Origin of the sequence: Microbacterium sp. NPDC056736 (assembly GCF_042790415.1) — a bacterium.
Taxonomy (GTDB): domain Bacteria; phylum Actinomycetota; class Actinomycetes; order Actinomycetales; family Microbacteriaceae; genus Microbacterium.
Genome location: NZ_JBHTZE010000001.1, coordinates 665,124 through 680,707 on the forward strand (window position 1 = coordinate 665,124; position 15,584 = coordinate 680,707).

A 15,584-nucleotide genomic window follows, 5' to 3' on the forward strand; every position below is an offset into this window, starting at 1 on the left:
CTCACTCGGGGTGCGGCTGGCCGGGCCACTCGATCGTGAGCCCGGGGACCTCGTTCTCGCGCAGGTACTTGGCCACGACAGGGCAGTGCGGCACGACGGTCTCGCCGCGGCGCGCGGCATCCGTCATCGCCTCCGACACGACCGCCTGCGCGAGTCCGCGTCCGCGGAACGCCGGGTCGACCTCGGTGTGCGGGAAGAGCAGGCGCCCGCGGGAGTCGATGCGGAACGTCGTGAAGCCGGCGAGGACGTCTCCGACGTGCACCTCGTAGCGATGCTCCTCGTCGTTGCGGGTCACGGTGATCTGTTCGGTGTCGGTCACTCGGATTCCTTCCGTCGTTCCCTTCAACGTACGTGTCGTGCGCGTGATTCCGCCAGCGCGCGCGGGGGCCCCTGGCGGGACGGATGCCGCGGGTCTATCGTCGGCATCAACTGCGGCGTCCCTCGGGCGAGAAGACGGCGACGAGGCAGCAGCCGATTCACGGGGGAATCGATCGGAACGCTGGGGATTCGAAGGGGAATCATGAAACGACGCATTCTCGCCGCGGTCGCGGCGATGGCACTCGGAATCGGCCTGATCGGAGCGGGAGCGGCAAGCGCGACGGCCGCGCCGCCGCAGCCGGTGGCGAAGTACGTGGCTCTCGGCGACTCCATCGCGGCGGGCCAGGGCGGAGGAGTCCCCCTGGACTCGTGCGTTCGCACCGACGGGGGCTACGCCGCCCAGCTCGACGATGTGCCCAGGATCAATCTGCTCCGCAACCCGGGCTGCTCCGGCGCCACGATCGAAGAGACCTGGGCCCAGCTGTCGCAGGTGAACCGCGGCACCACCCTCGTCACGCTCACCGTGGGCGCGAACGATCTCGGTCTCGATGCGGTGTACGCGCAGTGTGCGGCGGTTCCCGCCGGCGGCGACCTCAATGCGTGCCTGATGGCGGTTCAGACCGTCATCGACGACGCGCCCGGCCTCGTTCAACCGCTCGCGATGCTGATCGGCGAGATCGCGCAGCGCGCGCCCAACGCCACCATCGTCGTCACCGGTTACCCGCACCTGCTCGAGCCGGTCGATGTGCAGGCGTGCGCGCTGGTCGCACCGGTCGAGCAGTGCTTGGCGCTGGCCGCCCTCGCCCAGGCCGTCAACACAGCCACGGACGCCCTCAACGCCGTGATCCAGGCAGCGGTGGCGCTGGCCGCCGCGAACGGTGCGAACGTGGTCTACGCCGATGTCGTGGAGGCGTTCCTCGGGCACGGCGTGCAGCTGGTGCCCGGCGCGCCGAGCGATCCCTGGTTCGGGCTGGACCCGGTGAATGATCCGGCCGGCTTCCTCCACCCGACCTACGCGGGGTACACCGCGTACACCCAGGTGATCCAGGCCGTGCTCGCGGGCTGATGACGGTGACGGATGCCGCGGCCCGCGGCATCCGTCCCGCCCCTGCCGTCGGGACGGGAGCGGCCCGCGCCGGCGGCAACGTCGGGCAGACTCGATCGGGTGACGCTACTCGAGACGATCGCGGCCGCGGCCGAGGCATCCGGATCCCCCGACGGCCCGGACGCCGACGCCCTGTACGACGCGTTCGTGGAGTGGGCGGGCGATCGGGGCTTCGCGCTGTACCCCGCGCAGGACGAGGCCGTCATCGAGATCGTGTCGGGCTCGCACGTGATCCTGTCGACGCCGACCGGGACCGGCAAGTCGCTGGTCGCCGTCGCCGCGCACGCCGCGTGCGTCGCCCGCGGCGGTCGCACCTACTACACCGCCCCGATCAAGGCGCTGGTGAGCGAGAAGTTCTTCGCGCTCGTCGACATCTTCGGCGCGGCGAACGTCGGCATGGTCACCGGCGACTCGTCGGTGAATCCCGACGCTCCCATCGTGTGCTGCACCGCGGAGATCCTCGCGAACCTCGCGCTGCGGCAGGGTGCCGACGCCGCCGTCGACCAGGTCGTGATGGACGAGTTCCACTACTACGGCGACCCCGAGCGCGGCTGGGCATGGCAGGTGCCCCTGCTCCTGCTGCCGAGGGCGCAGTTCGTGCTCATGTCGGCCACGCTCGGCGACGTCACGGCGATCGCCGAGGACCTCGAGCGCCGCACCGGCCGCACGGTGTCGCGCATCACCGGCGTGGAGCGCCCCGTGCCGCTGCACTTCTCGTATGCCCGCACGCCCATCCACGAGACCGTCGAGGAGCTGCTGCAGACCGGCGAGTCCCCGGTGTACGTCGTGCACTTCTCGCAGGCCGCCGCGATGGAGCGCGCGCAGGCGCTGTCGTCCATCAAGATCGTGAGCCGCGAGCAGCGCGACGCCATCGCCGAGGCCATCGGCGGCTTCCGGTTCACGACGGCCTTCGGGCGCACCCTCTCGCGCTACGTCCGCGCGGGCATCGGCGTGCACCACGCCGGCATGCTGCCGCGCTACCGCCGTCTCGTCGAGACCCTCGCGCAGCGCGGCCTCCTCCGGGTCATCTGCGGCACCGACACACTGGGCGTCGGGATCAACGTGCCGATCCGCACCGTGCTCATCACGGCGCTGTCGAAGTTCGACGGCACCCGCATGCGGCAGCTCACGGCGCGCGAGTTCCACCAGGTCGCCGGTCGCGCCGGCCGCGCCGGGTTCGACACGTCCGGAACCGTCGTCGTGATGGCGCCCGAATGGGAGATCGAGAACGAGGCGGCGCTGCGCAAGGCGGGCGACGACCCCGCGAAGCGCAAGAAGATCGTGCGGAAGAGAGCGCCGACCGGCGTCGTGAACTGGGGCATCGGCTCGTTCGAGCGGCTCGTCGACGCCGAACCCGAGCCCCTCGTGCCGCACCTCCAGCTCACCGCGGCGATGCTCATCAACGTGATCGCGCGCGGCGGCGACGTGTTCGAGCACGTCCGCTCGCTCGTGTTCGACAACCACGAGCCCCGCGCCCGGCGCTACGAGCTCGCCCGGCGGGCGATCGCGATCTTCCGCACGCTCGTCACCGCCGGCGTCGTCCAGGTCGACCGCAGCGGAGCGGATGCCGCGGCGCCCGGCATCCGTCTCACCGTCGATCTGCAGCCGAACTTCGCACTCAACCAGCCGCTGTCGCCGTTCGCGCTCGCCGCGATCGAGCTCCTCGACCCGGAGGACACCGCCGGTGCCGCCGGGACGGGGCACTACGCGCTGGACGTGGTCAGCGTCATCGAGGCGACGCTCGACGACCCGAGGCCGATCCTCGCGCAGCAGGAGTTCAAGGCGCGCGGCGAGGCGGTGGCCGCGATGAAGCAGGACGGGATCGAGTACGACGAGCGCATGGCGCTGCTCGAGGAGGTCACGTACCCCAAGCCGCTCGAGGAGCTGCTGACCCAGGCGTACGAGGTGTTCGCGACGAGCCAGCCGTGGGTGCGCGACTTCGCGCTGTCGCCTAAGTCCGTCGTGCGCGACATGTTCGAGCGCGCGCTGTCGTTCTCGGAGCTCATCTCGCAGTACCAGCTGGCCCGCAGCGAGGGCCTCGTCCTGCGCTACCTCTCGGACGCCTATCGCGCCATCCGGCAGACGGTGCCCGCCGAGGCGCAGACCGAGGACCTGCACGACCTCGTCGCGTGGCTCGGCGAGGTGGTGCGGCAGGTCGACTCCAGCCTGGTGGACGAGTGGGAGGCGCTGGTCAATCCCGTCGACGACCCCGCCGCGCCGGTCGTCCCGCCCGCGCCGCCGTCGGTGCTCACCAACCGCCGCGCCTTCCTCGTGCTGGTGCGCAACGAGCTGTTCCGGCGCGTGCAGCTGGCCGCGCTGCAGCGCGACGACGAACTCGTCGAGCTCGATCCCGACGTCGACTGGCCGGCCGCGCTCGACGCGTACTTCGACGAGCACGACGAGATCCTGACGGGCGGCGCCGCCCGGTCGCCGCGCCTGGTGACGGTGGATGAGACGGATGCCGCGGCATCCGGTCTCTGGCGCGTCGAGCAGACCGTCGACGACCCGGCCGGCGACCACGACTGGCGCATCCGCGGGGTGGTGGACCTGCCCGCCTCGGAGGAGGCGGGGACGGCCGTCGTACGCATCACCGAGGTCGTGCGGCTGTAGGCGGCGCGGCGAGGCGTCGTCGACCAGCCCCCTCGTCAGCCGAGCCCGAGCCCGCCGTCCGTGGAGAGCACCTGCCCCACCACCCACGCGCCGTCGGGGCTCGCGAGCCAGCCGATCAGGCGCGCCGGGTCGGCCGGCTCGCCGTAGCGGCCGAAGGGCGTCGAGCGCATCCACGCCTCGATCTCGTCGAGCGGCCGGTCGGTCGTCTCCGGGTCGAGGTAGCCGGTGTTGACGGGGCCGGGGTCGATCGTGTTGAGGATGATGCCGAGCTCGAGCAGCTCCGCCGCCACCGTCTTCGTGATGCCCGCCAGCACCGCCTTGCTCGCGGCATAGGCGACCTCGCCGCGCATCGGGCCGTGGGTCTGGCCGGAGGTCATCCAGAACACCCGGCCGGTGGGCTCGGCGAACGGTCCGCGACGCTCGATGCGCTCGCCGGGTCGCGCACCCGGTCCGTCGCCGGCGTGGAGGGCGGCGAACTCGCGGGTCAGCAGGATCGTCGAGCGCGCGTTGGCCTGCCAGAACCCGTCGAGCCGGTCCGCGGTCATGTCGAGGATCGACCCGTCGTCGCCGGACTGCGCGTGGTTGCACACGAGGATGTCGAGCCGGCCGGTCAGTGCGCGGGCCGCCTCGATGACACGGGGAACGGATGCCGCGTCCCGCAGGTCCGCGCCGAGGTCGCCGAGCCGGGCGCCGGGGGTGAGCTCGGCACGCAGCGCGTCGCGCACCGCGTCCAGGTCGTCGCCGCCCCACGGCAGGACGGTGTCGTGCGGGCGGAAGTGGTGGACGAAGACGTCGGCGCCGAGGCGCGCGAGCTGCGACGCGACGGCGAACCCGATCCCGCGCCGGCGTGAGACGCCGGTGACGAGGGCGGTCCTGCCGCGCAGCGGCAGGGAGGAGGAGGGGAACATGCGATGCCTTTCGTGGACGCCGTGTCGCGGCATCCGGATCATGCGCCCGCGCGGATCGCAGCGGGCGGCAGGGTGATGGAAGCGGCTCACCGGCATTGCATGACGACGACGATAACGGATGCCGGGTGTCGCCGGCATCCGGAATGATGACGTCATGCCCACCTATGTGGCCTTCCTGCGGGCGATCAACCTCGGCGCGAACCGGAAGTTCCCCAAGGACGACATCCGCCGCGTCGTCGAGGGCGTCGGATTCACCGATGTCGAGACCCACATCAACACCGGCAACGTGCGCTTCACGACGCCGATGCGCTCGCGCGCGAAGATCGAGGCGGTCCTCGAGCGGGCGTTCGCGGCCGACCGCGGCTTCGAGGTCCCCGCGATCGTGTTCACGACGGCGGAGCTCGCCGAGATCGCCCGGGACGCCACGGCGCTGAGCGCCGAGCGTCCCGGGCTGGAGCGGCACTACGTGTACCTGTTGAAGGACGAGCCGTCGGCGGACGCGGTGGCGCGGATCGAGGCGCTCGCGTCGGCCGAGGGCGAGATGGTCGTGCGCGGGCGGGCCGCGCACGCCCTGCTGGGGCCGGGATACCAGGCGGGGTCCGTCGACCCGCTGAACGCGGCGAAGCTGCTGGGGGTCGCGACCAACCGCAATCTCGCGGTGGTCACGGCCATCGCCGCGAAGTGGTGCTGACGCGGCTTCCTCCACAGGTCACGCCGGGTGCGACGGCCGGCACCGGTTCCCGCCGCATCCGCGGGCGGGCGGTCCCGCGTCGGGGGCCGCGGTTACCCTGGAAGCGATGACGATCCCGCAGGGCGACCCGTACGCCGATCTCGCGTGGGAGGCCGACGAGGTCGCGCCTCCGCCGGACGACTCCTGGGCGCCCCCGGAGGACGGGTGGATGCCTCCGTCCGACCCCCTCGCGGCCGGGTCGGCGCCGATCGATCCCTTCGCCGGCGCGGGGCCCCGCCGGGACTTCACCGGCACCGACGCGCGCGCCGTGCTGCGCGAGGTGTACGGCTACGACGCCTTCCGCGGCGAGCAGGACGCCATCGTCGACCACGTGATCGCCGGCGGGGACGCCGTCGTGCTGATGCCCACGGGCGGCGGCAAGAGCGTCTGCTACCAGGTGCCCGCGCTCGTGCGCCCCGGCACCGGCCTCGTCGTCAGCCCGCTCATCGCGCTCATGCACGACCAGGTCGACGCCCTCGTCGCCAACGGCGTCCGGGCGGCCTACCTCAACTCGACCCAGGCGCCCGCGGAGCGGGCGGCGGTCGAACGCGCCTTCCTCGCGGGCGAGCTCGACCTGCTGTACGTCGCTCCCGAGCGGCTCAACACCGAGACGACGCTGCGCTTCCTCGCCCGGGGCCGGCTGAGCGTGATCGCGATCGACGAGGCCCACTGCGTGTCGCAGTGGGGCCACGACTTCCGGCCCGACTACCTCGCGCTGGGCGCGCTCGCCGAGCGGTTCCCCGGCGTCCCGCGTCTCGCGCTGACCGCGACGGCGACCCCCGCCACGCATCGCGAGATGACCGAGCGGCTGCAGCTGCCCCGCGCGCGCCACTTCGTGGCCAGCTTCGACCGCCCGAACATCCAGTACCGCATCGAGGCGAAGTCCGACCCGCGGCGTCAGCTCGTCGCCTTCATCCGCTCCCAGGGCGCCGGTGCCGCCGGCATCGTCTACGCGCTCAGCCGCAAGTCGGTGGAGCAGACTGCCGAGTTCCTCTCCGCGCAGGGCGTCGACGCGCTGCCGTACCACGCGGGCCTGCCGGCCGAGACGCGTAGCGCGAACCAGTCGCGGTTCCTGCGCGAGGACGGCGTGGTCATGGTCGCCACCATCGCGTTCGGCATGGGCATCGACAAGCCCGACGTCCGCTTCGTCGCCCACATCGACCTGCCGAAGTCGGTCGAGGGCTACTACCAGGAGACGGGTCGGGCCGGCCGTGACGGCGAGGCATCCGTCGCCTGGATGGCCTACGGGCTCGGCGACGTCGTGCAGCAGCGCCGCATGATCGACCAGTCGCCCGGCGATCGGGCATTCAAGACCCGGCTGGGCCAGCACCTCGACGCGATGCTCGGCCTGTGCGAGACCGTCGGATGCCGCCGCCAGAACCTGCTCGCGTACTTCGGCGAGCCCTCCCAGCCGTGCGGCAACTGCGACACCTGCCTCGAGGCTCCCGAGACGTGGGACGGTCTCGTCCCCGCGCAGAAGCTGCTCTCGACGATCGTGCGCCTGCAGCGCGAGCGCGGTCAGGCCTTCGGCGCGGGACATCTCATCGACATCCTTCGCGGCGCCCAGAACGACCGCATCCGCCAGCAGGGGCACGACGCCCTGTCGACCTATGGGCTGGGCGCCGACCTCAGCGAGCAGGACTGGCGCAGCGTGGTCCGTCAGCTGCTGGCGCGCGGCATCCTGGTCGCCCGCGGCGAATACGGCACCCTCGCCCTCGGTGAGCCTGCCGCCGGCGTCCTGCGCGGTGAGACCCCGGTGCCGCTGCGTCGCGACGTGATGGGACGCTCCGGCGGCGTCGCCCGGGTGCGCAAGACCAACGCGCCCGACAGCCTCAACCCGGCCGATGTCGGCGTGTTCGAGGCGCTGCGCGCCTGGCGGGCCGGCGTCGCGAAGGACCTCGGCGTGCCGGCGTACATCGTGTTCGGCGATGCGACGCTGCGGGCTCTCGCCGAGCGGCGGCCCGGATCGCTCGCCGACCTCGACGGGGTCGCGGGCATCGGCGCGAAGAAGCGCGAGGCGTACGGCGAGGCCGTGCTCGGCGTCATCCGCGAGGCCGCGTAGGGCGGCGGCCGACGCTCGTCCCAGCGCATCGGGTGGCGGCATCCGTCCCCTCCGCCGACCGCATTCCGATGAGAGAATGCATCCGTTCTCGATCCGTTATGAGGGCGACCGATCCCGCGGTCGGGCGTGCACTACCGTGAGCGACATGACGACTCCTCGCCTCGCCGTCGCCGCCCTGATCGCCGTCGCTGCCCTGCTGACCGGCTGTGCGGGCACCCCGGCGGCGACGCAGTCGCCGTCCACCGTCGAGCCACGGCCCAGCGCCACGCCGACGCCGACTCCGGAGCCCGCGCAGGCCGAGGTGCCCTTCGACGGAGACTGCGCGCGCGTCCTTCCGGCCGACGTGCTCGCCGACGTCTTCGACGGGGAGGAGCCCACCGTGCGGGAGCAGAGCTATCTGCGCGGCGTCATGCCCGACCCCTCGGGCTCGCTCGCGCAGCTGGGCGGACTGGCCTGCCTCTGGGTGGCGCAGACGTCGCAGATCGAGCGGCTGGCGGTCGTGGTCGCGCCGGTCGGGGCCGTTCCGGCTGAGCTCGTCGCAGCGCGCGAGGCCTACTCCTGCTACGAGTGGGGCATCTGCGGGCGCGGCGAGATCCGCTCCGGCATGTGGGTGCTCGCCGAGGCCCCGCAGCTCCAGCAGCGTGAGGCGGCTTCACCGGAGGAGACGGAGCTCCTGACCGCGGCGGTCGACATCGCGATCCAGTCGGTCTTCGCGCATGAGCAGGAGGAGTTCGCCGGCACCCCGACGGCGCCGGCCGAGGACTGGTGGGACCTGCCGGCCTGCGATGCCTTCGAACCCGTCGTCGCCGCCGCGGCGGGGATGACCGCGCCCGAGCGGGGATTCCCCGGTGACAACGTTCCCGAAGGCGCTGCGTGGGACATCATCACGGGGGCAGGCGTCGCCCAGTGGTGCCCCTGGTACGACCTCTCCAGCGGCTCGGCGCGCACCGCCGAGCTCTACCTGCAGGCGGGCGTCGGTGCGCCCTCCGACGCCCAGCTCGCGGTCGCGGAGGCCACGCCGATCACCATGCCGGGGGCGGATGCCGCCTACCGCTTCGCGCACGAGAAGAGCAGTGCGCGCTCCGTCGAGGTGCTGGTCGTCGTCGGACCCAACCGCCTCCTGGCGACCGGTGACGACGCCGAGGCGGTCGCGGCCGCGGCGCTGGAGCTCCTGGCGGGCTAGGCCGGTGCGACCGCGGCGCTGGCGGGCGGCATCCGTCTCCATCGCCGGGGTCCGCGCGGCGCACCCCGCACCGGGCGCTGCGGTGGGCCGTGCGGGTCAGAGCTCTTGCGAGAAGTAGAAGGCCCGTTCACCGGTGTCGGGGTCCCCTCCGAAGAAGCCGTGGCGCTCGTAGAAGCGCTGCGCGTCGACGTCGCCCTCGTCGACGTTGATCTCGATCGCCGAGACCCCGCCCCGGCGGCACTCCGCCACGAGACGGTCGACGATCGCGCCGCCGATGCCGGCCCCGCGCGCATGCGGCGCGACGTACATCTCGTCGAGCAGCGCGACCGGTCCGGGGTACCAGACGTTGGAACGCAGCGTCACGAGCGCGACGCCGACCGCGGGGTCGCCGCCGAGCAGCGCGAACGTGTGCGGCTCGGCCAGCAGCTCACGCAGCCGATCGGCCAGCGCGGGCGCGCCCGGGGACGGCGTGTCGAACTCGGTGTTGAAGGTGTGGAGCAGCTCGGCGACGAGATCGGCGTCGTCGACGGCGGCCCTGCGCACGACTCGATCGGGCATGCCCCCACCGTAGGCCTCGTCCCCCGTCGGCCCCACCCCCTCAGCCCCCTATCCCTCCTGCCCCCTCCTGCCCCCTCTTGCCCCCTCCTGCCCCTCCCGTTCCCGCCGACGAACCGCGATCTCGTCGAACAGCCACGTTGTCGGCGCCGACAGCGGGGTCTCTCGACGACATCCCGGTATCTCGGCGAGGGGGTGGGGGCCCGCGGCAGCCCGGGGTTTCTCGCCGACATCGCGGTTTCTCGTCGAAGAACCACGTCCTCGGCGCCGACAGCGGGGTTACTCGGCGAGACCGCGGTTTCTCGGCGCGGGGGCGCCCCGCGGTAGCCTGACGCGCAGGAGCGGGCGACGGCGCCCGCCGACGGGGAGCGACGTGGCCACGAGCAACATCGAGATCGCACAGCAGGCCGACCTCTGGCCGATCGGCCGGATCGCCGAGGGCCTCGGCATCCCCGACGACGAGCTCGAGCCGTACGGCCGGTACAAGGCCAAGGTGTCGCTGCGGCACCTGCGCACGCTGCGCGACAAGCCCCGCGGCCGCCTCGTCCTGATGACCGCCGTGTCGCCGACGCCGGCCGGCGAGGGCAAGACGACCACGACGGTGGGCCTGGGCGACGCGCTCACCCGGATCGGCGAGCGCGCCATGATCTGCCTGCGCGAGCCTGCCCTCGGCCCGGTGTTCGGCATGAAGGGCGGCGCCGCCGGCGGCGGATACGCCCAGGTCGTGCCGATGGAAGACATCAACCTCCACTTCACGGGCGACTTCTCGGCCATCGCCATCGCCACGAATCTGCTCGCCGCGCTCATCGACAACCACGTGCACCACGGCAACGAGCTCGGCATCGACGTGCGCCGCGTGACCTGGCGCCGCGTGCTCGACGTGAACGACCGCGCCCTGCGCGACACCGTCGTGGGGCTCGGCGGACCCTCCAACGGCTACCCGCGCGAGGCGGGGTTCGACATCGTCGTGGCCAGCGAGGTGATGGCGATCTTCTGCCTGGCCACCGACCTCGCCGACCTCAAGGAACGGCTCGGTGAGATCGTCGTCGCCTACACGCGCGACCGCCGTGCGATCCGCGCGCGCGACCTGCAGGCGCACGGCGCCATGGCCGCGGTGCTGCGCGACGCGCTCGCGCCCAACCTGGTGCAGACGCTCGAGCACACGCCCGCCTTCGTGCACGGCGGACCGTTCGCCAACATCGCGCACGGCTGCAACTCGTACCTCGCGACGGATTCGGCGCTGCGACTGGCGGGTTACGTCGTCACCGAGGCCGGCTTCGGCGCGGATCTCGGCGCCGAGAAGTTCGTCGACATCCTCTGCCGCACCACTGGCCTCCGGCCGGACGTCGCCGTCATCGTCGCGACGGTGCGCGCGATGAAGTACCACGGCGGCGTCGAGGTCGCGGACCTGCCGCACGAGAACGTGGCGGCGCTCCGGCGCGGCACGGCCAACCTCGTCCGGCACCTCGAGACGGTGCGCGACACGTGGGGCATCCCCGCGGTCGTCGCGATCAACCATCGCGCGGAGGACACGGATGCCGAGATCGCGGCGCTCATCGCCGCCGCCGAGGCGGTCGGGGCGAAGGCGGTCGTCGCGAGGCACTTCGCCGAGGGCGGCGCCGGGGCCGAGGACCTCGCCCGCGAGGTCGTGCGGATCTGCGAGGAGCCTCGCGCCGAGGCATCCGCTCTGCACTTCACGTATCCCGACCACGCGACGCTGTGGCAGAAGATGACGGCGATCGCGACGCGGATCTACGGGGCGTCCGAGGTCACCGCATCGACGGCGGTGCGCGCCCAGATCAAGCGCCTGCAGGACGAGGGGTACGGGGGCTACCCGGTGTGCGTCGCCAAGACGCAGTACTCCTTCTCGACCGACCCGAAGCTGCGCGGGGCCCCGACCGGCCACGCCGTCGACATCCGCGAGGTGCGCCTCGCGGCCGGCGCCCGGTTCGTCGTCATGGTGTGCGGCGACATCATGACCATGCCCGGCCTGCCCGCCGTGCCGGCGGCGAACAGCATCGACGTCGACGACGACGGCCGGATCGTCGGGCTCTTCTGACGCGAGTCACGCGCTTCGGCCGCGTCAGGGCCGCGGATGCACGCGGCGCGAGCCGGTTTCAGGCCGGCGGGAAGGACCGCACCCGCTGCACGCGCAGCGCGTGGGGGAGCGCCGCGGCGTCGCGCGTGCCGTCGGCCCGCGGGAACTCGTAGACGTCGAGCATGAGCTGCACCGGGTAGTCGATGGACTGCGCCGCCGTCTTGACCCAGCGCCCATCGACGAAGAAGCGCAGCCGGTCACCCGTCCACTCCACCGCGTAGTCGTGGAACTCGGTGAGGTCGCCGTCGACGCGGATCTTCTCGAAGTCCTCGCGAAGCCGGGGGTCGTTCTGGGGCTTGACGCCGACGCCGACCCAGCCTCCGCCCTCGTCGATCTCGCTGCCGAAGATCTCGGCGATGCAGATCTCACCGCAGTCGTCGGGGCGCTCCTCGAAGCCGATCGGCCAGAACGCCACCATCGCGTCGGGATGCCGGATCGCGGCGAGCCGCACCTCGATGACGCCGTGGTGCACGAGCCACAGCCGGTGCTGCGGCTGCTCCTCGCGCACCCTGAGTCCCGGGCGGAAGCGATGCTGCCCGATCCCGGTGCCGAGGGGGCCCGAGAACTGCCCGGTCTGCAGATGCGAGACGCGCAGGTTGCCGTCGAGGTCGGGCGCCCAGGGTGCGGTGTCGGCGTCGATCCGCAGCTCGAGTCCGCCGGGGTCGACGCGCCACCGCGCGCCCGCGGCATCCCGCGACGACCAGTGCGGTGTGTAGAACGGCCACCAGCGCTCCGCGTCCAGAGCGGGCGACGCGAACGTCTCGTCGACCTCGGGCACACGGCCGGCGAGGTCGAGGGGAGACATGTCGAGCACCCAGACGTTGAAGGTCAGCTCGCCGCCGCGCCAGGGCCCGGTGCCGCGATGCTCGAATCCGGCAGAGCGGCACAGCGCATTCGAGGCGGGATTGTCGACGCCCGGGTATGCCACGAGCAGTTCGCGGTCACCGCGCCGTGCGACCTCGCGGACGACGAGCCGCAGCGCCGCCCGCGCGAGGCCCTGCCCCTGCCATTCGGGGAACACGTTCCATCCGGTCTCCCACGCCGGCGCGCCGTCGTGCTCGACCGGCCAGTACCCGATGCCGCCGACAGCCACCCCGTCGGCCTCGATGCGGTACATCGCCGCGGTGCCCTCGGCGGTCAGGCGCAGATACCGTGCGTGGCGCTCCTCGAGCTCGGCCGGCGTCTCGGGGCCGCCGAGGTACGCGGTCATCTCCGGCGTGTTGGCGCGCTCGAGCAGCGGCAGGTCGTCGGGTCCCCACGGCTCCAGCGTCACGATGCGGTCGGCCATCCGGTCCATTGTCGCCGCCGCTCCCGACACTCCCGGGTCCCACGCGTCGACCGGCTGCCTCAGCGGTCGGTGACGAGGAGGGTGTTGCCGTCGGGGTCGGTCGCGGTGAAGAACAGGCACCGCGCCGGATCCCCGAGCACGTCGCCCGGGTGCGCGCCGAGTCGGGCGAGGCGCTCGCGGGCCACCGCGAGGTCGTCGACGCGGAAGTTGCAGGTCGCCCAGCGCAGGCCGGGCGCGGTGTGGATGCCGCTCGCCGGCCCCATCAGGGTCACCTGGCCATGCGAGCCGGCCACGACGCTCGACGCGTCCGACGACTCGACGACGTCGAGCTCGAACGCGTCGGCGTACCAGAGCGCCCCGGCGCGAGGGTCGTGCACCGGGATGAAGGCCGTCGTGATGGCGGTCGGCGGAGGCGTCATGCCGACGAGCCTAGGACTCCCCGGCCCGAGGGGGGAGGCCTGCGACCGGCACGCACCTGTGCGTCTCGCACAACCCGGGCGCGCGACGCCTGGCCCTCGGATTGTAGACATCCACCAGCGGCTTTGATGACCGCTTGTGGGAGTCCTACGGTCGGAGAGAACTTGCTCCTGTCCATTGCACCGAGAGGTGATGCACATGGCCGACGCCGCCGTCCGCACCAAGAAGCCCGCCACCAGCAAGCGCACGCCCGCCGGCGGCGCCCCCACCGCGCCGCACACGGCGGCTGAGGCATCCGAGCCCCGCATCGACGTCGCCGCCGTCACCGATCTGCTGCTGGGCACGTGGGGCGAGACCCGCCGCGAGGCCCGCGAGATGATCAAGGACCCGGCGTTCTGGCGCATCGACGGCCTGCCGATGGCCGAGCACCGAGAGCGCGTCCTGACGCAGCTGCACCTGCTCGTCGAGCACGGCGGCTCGCGCCGCGCGATGCCCGAGAAGTTCGGCGGCCTGAACGACAACGGCGCCAACATCGCCGGCTTCCAGGAGCTCGTGCTCGCCGACCCGAGCCTTCAGATCAAGTCGGGCGTGCAGTGGGGCCTCTTCGGGTCCGCGATCTTCCAGCTGGGCACCGAGAAGCACCACGAGGAGTGGCTGCCCGGCGTCATCGACATGTCGCTGCCGGGCGCGTTCGCGATGACCGAGACCGGCCACGGCTCGGACGTCGCCGCCATCGGCACGACGGCCACCTACGACCCCGCCGCCGAGGAGTTCGTGATCCACACGCCGTTCCGCGGCGCGTACAAGGACTACCTCGGCAACGCCGCGCTGCACGGCAGAGCCGCGACGGTTTTCGCGCAGCTCATCACGGGCGGCGTCAACTACGGAGTGCACTGCTTCTTCGTGCCGATCCGCGACGACGAGGGCAACATGCTCCCCGGCATCGTCAGCGAGGACGACGGCGTCAAGGGCGGCCTGAACGGCATCGACAACGGCCGGCTCGCGTTCGACCACGTCCGGGTGCCGCGCTTCAACCTGCTCGACCGCTACGGGCAGGTCGCGGCCGACGGCTCGTACACGTCCGAGATCCCGAGTCCCGGCCGCCGCTTCTTCACCATGCTCGGCGCGCTCGTGCAGGGCCGCGTGTCGCTGGACGGCGCCGCGACGACCGGCACCGCGCTCGCCCTGTACATCGCCCTGACGTACGCGAACCAGCGCCGGCAGTTCGACTCGGGCACCGGCACCGAAGAGGTCGTGCTGCTGGACTACGGCAAGCACCAGCGGCGCCTGCTGCCCCTGCTCGCCCAGAACTACGCGCAGTTCTTCAGCCACGACGAGCTGCTGAAGAAGTTCGACGGCGTCTTCTCGGGCCGCCACGACACCCCCGAGGAGCGCGAGGATCTCGAGACGCTGGCCGCGGCGCTCAAGCCCCTGTCGACGTGGAACGCGCTGGACACCATCCAGGAGGCCCGCGAGGCCTGCGGCGGCTCGGGCTTCCTCGCCGAGAACCGCATGGTGGGGCTGCACCAGGACCTCGACGTCTACGTGACGTTCGAGGGCGACAACAACGTCCTGCTCCAGCTGGTCGGCAAGCGGCTGCTGGCCGACTACGCCAAGCAGTTCAAGGGAGCGGATGCCGCGACCCTCGCCCGCTTCGCCGTCGGGCAGACCGCGGGCAAGCTTTTCCACGGCGCGGGCCTGCGGCAGCTGGGTCAGGCGGTGGCCGACTTCGGCTCCACCGCACGCTCGGTGGAGCTGGGCCTGCGGGCCGACCAGCAGCACGAGCTGCTCGCCGGGCGCGTGCAGCAGATGGTGGCCGACGTGGCCGCGGCCCTGCGCCCCGCGTCCAAGCTCCCGCAGTCCGAGGCCGCGGCGCTGTTCAACAGTCACCAGGCCGAGCTCATCGAGGCTGCTCGGGCGCACGCCGAGCTGCTGCAGTGGGAGGCGTTCACCGACGGCGTGAACCGCGTCTCCGACGAGGGCACGAAGCACGTCCTGCGGTGGCTGCGCGATCTCTTCGGCCTGCACCTGATCGAGAAGCACCTCGCGTGGTACCTCATCAACGGGAGGCTGTCGACGCAGCGCGCGGCATCCGTCTCGCGCTACATCGACCGGCTCGCCGCGCGGCTGCGTCCGCACGCTCAGGATCTCGTGGACGCCTTCGGCTTCGCCCCCGAGCATGTGCGCGCGCCGATCGCGTCGGGGGCCGAGCGCAAGCGCCAGGACGAGGCGCGGGAGTACTACCGCGCGCTCGCGGCGTCCGGCGAGGCGCCGGTGCCGGAGAAGTCCCTCAAGAAGAAGTAGCCCCGG

The 15,584-nt window shown here is 72.3% G+C and carries 12 protein-coding genes; 7 read left to right on the forward strand and 5 right to left on the reverse strand.

What is annotated here, in order from left to right; genetic code table 11:
- Position 1: 1 nt before the first annotated feature.
- Positions 2 to 319: a GNAT family N-acetyltransferase gene (locus ACFRAL_RS03065; RefSeq protein ID WP_378879585.1), complete on the reverse strand. Its 318-nt coding sequence runs from the start codon at positions 317 to 319 to the stop codon at positions 2 to 4.
- Positions 320 to 520: 201 nt separating this feature from the next.
- Between ACFRAL_RS03065 and ACFRAL_RS03070 the strand changes: the two genes are divergently transcribed.
- Together ACFRAL_RS03070 and ACFRAL_RS03075 are read left to right on the forward strand one after the other, a co-directional pair.
- Entirely contained in the window at positions 521 to 1,384 is an 864-nt protein-coding gene (locus ACFRAL_RS03070) for an SGNH/GDSL hydrolase family protein (RefSeq protein ID WP_378879588.1), read from the forward strand.
- A gap of 99 nt (positions 1,385 to 1,483) precedes the next feature.
- Positions 1,484 to 4,033 carry a DEAD/DEAH box helicase gene (locus tag ACFRAL_RS03075; RefSeq protein WP_378879591.1) on the forward strand — a complete coding sequence of 850 codons (2,550 nt, stop codon included), beginning with the start codon at positions 1,484 to 1,486 and terminating at the stop codon, positions 4,031 to 4,033.
- A 35-nt stretch (positions 4,034 to 4,068) separates the two neighbouring features.
- Here ACFRAL_RS03075 and ACFRAL_RS03080 read toward each other — a convergent pair whose 3' ends face one another.
- Entirely contained in the window at positions 4,069 to 4,941 is an 873-nt protein-coding gene (locus tag ACFRAL_RS03080) for an SDR family oxidoreductase (RefSeq protein WP_378879594.1), read from the reverse strand.
- 154 nt (positions 4,942 to 5,095) lie between these two features.
- On the opposite strand from ACFRAL_RS03080, the gene ACFRAL_RS03085 reads away from it, so the two are divergent.
- The 3 genes from ACFRAL_RS03085 (at position 5,096) to ACFRAL_RS03095 (ending at position 8,916) form a co-directional block, all read left to right on the forward strand.
- The gene (locus tag ACFRAL_RS03085; protein ID WP_378879597.1) at positions 5,096 to 5,632 is read left to right on the forward strand and encodes a DUF1697 domain-containing protein; all 537 of its coding nucleotides are present in this window, start codon (positions 5,096 to 5,098) and stop codon (positions 5,630 to 5,632) included.
- Between the two features lie 106 nt (positions 5,633 to 5,738).
- Complete coding sequence (gene recQ / locus ACFRAL_RS03090; RefSeq protein WP_378879600.1) at positions 5,739 to 7,733, forward strand: DNA helicase RecQ; 1,995 nt, start codon at positions 5,739 to 5,741, stop codon at positions 7,731 to 7,733.
- 145 nt (positions 7,734 to 7,878) lie between these two features.
- A complete protein-coding gene (locus ACFRAL_RS03095; RefSeq protein WP_378879603.1) occupies positions 7,879 to 8,916 on the forward strand; it encodes a hypothetical protein in 1,038 nt (345 codons plus the stop codon).
- 96 nt (positions 8,917 to 9,012) lie between these two features.
- Here ACFRAL_RS03095 and ACFRAL_RS03100 read toward each other — a convergent pair whose 3' ends face one another.
- On the reverse strand, positions 9,013 to 9,474 hold the full coding sequence (locus ACFRAL_RS03100) for a GNAT family N-acetyltransferase (protein WP_378879606.1): 462 nt from the start codon (positions 9,472 to 9,474) through the stop codon (positions 9,013 to 9,015).
- Between the two features lie 370 nt (positions 9,475 to 9,844).
- Between ACFRAL_RS03100 and ACFRAL_RS03105 the strand changes: the two genes are divergently transcribed.
- Complete coding sequence (locus ACFRAL_RS03105; RefSeq protein WP_378879608.1) at positions 9,845 to 11,530, forward strand: formate--tetrahydrofolate ligase; 1,686 nt, start codon at positions 9,845 to 9,847, stop codon at positions 11,528 to 11,530.
- Between the two features lie 58 nt (positions 11,531 to 11,588).
- On the opposite strand, the gene ACFRAL_RS03110 is transcribed toward ACFRAL_RS03105, so the two are convergent.
- Positions 11,589 to 12,857, reverse strand: a complete 1,269-nt coding sequence (locus ACFRAL_RS03110; RefSeq protein WP_378879611.1) for a GNAT family N-acetyltransferase — start codon at positions 12,855 to 12,857, stop codon at positions 11,589 to 11,591.
- 59 nt (positions 12,858 to 12,916) lie between these two features.
- Entirely contained in the window at positions 12,917 to 13,276 is a 360-nt protein-coding gene (locus tag ACFRAL_RS03115; RefSeq protein ID WP_336393859.1) for a VOC family protein, read from the reverse strand.
- A gap of 196 nt (positions 13,277 to 13,472) precedes the next feature.
- Between ACFRAL_RS03115 and ACFRAL_RS03120 the strand changes: the two genes are divergently transcribed.
- The gene (locus ACFRAL_RS03120; protein WP_336393858.1) at positions 13,473 to 15,578 is read left to right on the forward strand and encodes an acyl-CoA dehydrogenase; all 2,106 of its coding nucleotides are present in this window, start codon (positions 13,473 to 13,475) and stop codon (positions 15,576 to 15,578) included.
- The last annotated feature ends 6 nt before the right edge of the window (positions 15,579 to 15,584 follow it).